We start from the raw sequence: 1,130 nt of genomic DNA, 5'->3' as shown, positions 1-1,130 counted from the left end.
CTACACCACACAGCGGGGCACTACCTGTCGGCCGACAGAATCGGGATTCTCACGCAACGCGGGGAGACGCACGCTGAGGATGTCCGGTCGGCTCGGTAGGGTCGTAGTACATCGAGCTGGAGGGGTAGTTGAATGGCCACCGACATTGTCATTGCGCAGACGACCGTCGACGACCAGGGCAAGGCGGAGGCGCTGGCGCGAGGTGCGGTTGAGGGGAAGCTGGCGGCCTGTGCCCACATCGACGCGCCGTTCACCGCCGTCTATCGGTGGAAGGACGCCATCGAGACCGCGCAAGAATGGCGGATTTCGTACAAGACGACAGTGGATCGGCTCCCGGAGCTTGGCGCATGGGTGGCCCAGCAGCACCCGTACGATGTTCCAGAGTGGATCACTCTTCCCGTGACCGGCGGGTCCGAGGCGTACCTGTCCTGGGTTGTCGAGGAGACGACCGCGTCCTGAAGAGGCGGCGGACAGAGCGTCGGCGCGCGTGCCCTGAACCTCGCGTTGGCTCAGGAACTGGGCGCAGGTTCAGGACGCGAATCGCCGCAGGTGGTCAGCGAGTTCCCGTTCACTGTCGGGGAGCCAAGCGGCGACCGTCCGGGCCCGCTCCTTACCCATCGTGTTGGGCTTGGCCTGTGTTGCGGATGCGAACTGACGTGACACGTAGACCCCTTGATCGACGTCGCCTCCGCGCAACAGCGCCGATGCCAGGTCGCCGAGGACGACGACGCCACCGTCGGACAGGCCAGTTCCGAGGCGTTTGACCGCGCTGTCTGCCGTGGTGATCAGCTCTTGCCGCCGCAACTGTCCGTATACGGATAGTGCGAGCGAGTCCATTCGGTACGGGGTGACGAACCGAACCCACGCCTGCTCGCTGGTGTGGTCCGCGAAGTCGTAGGCGAATCGTGCGCGATCTAGTGCACGCAGTGCGCCAGTGTCATCGCCGAACTGTGCAGCCTCCTCCGCGTGTCTGCCATGGACCCAGGCGGCAGCGGCGGCGTTGCCATGACCACGCACATCCTGTGCAGCCTGGGTAAGGAACTCCAGCCTCTCCTGCGGGGTCGGAGAACCGTAGCTGGCGTAGGTCAGGGCCAAGGCCCGTAGCGGTGGGTGACCTGCGGTCTGTGCAC

Annotated in this window: 1 protein-coding gene and 1 pseudogene; one reads left to right on the top strand and one right to left on the bottom strand. The window is 65.4% G+C overall.

What is annotated here, in order from left to right; translation table 11 throughout:
* Window positions 1-132 precede the first annotated feature (132 nt).
* Window positions 133-459, top strand: a complete 327-nt coding sequence (gene cutA / locus ACQKIP_RS47975; RefSeq protein ID WP_365865484.1) for a divalent-cation tolerance protein CutA — start codon at window positions 133-135, stop codon at window positions 457-459.
* A 69-nt stretch (window positions 460-528) separates the two neighbouring features.
* Here the strand turns inward: cutA and ACQKIP_RS47970 are convergent.
* A pseudogene (locus tag ACQKIP_RS47970) lies at window positions 529-1,130 on the bottom strand (transcriptional regulator); the annotation flags it as partial.

This window comes from Streptomyces sp. NPDC059900 (assembly GCF_050270335.1).
Classification (GTDB): Bacteria; Actinomycetota; Actinomycetes; order Streptomycetales; family Streptomycetaceae; genus Streptomyces.
Note: the sequence above shows the minus strand (reverse complement) of the source record. Positions and strands in the feature narration are given on the sequence as shown.

Bases quoted from the DNA above. Each gene is read 5' to 3' on its own strand.
- cutA (WP_365865484.1), top strand. From the start codon at position 133: ATGGCCACCGACATTGTCATTGCGCAGACGACCGTCGACGACCAGGGC.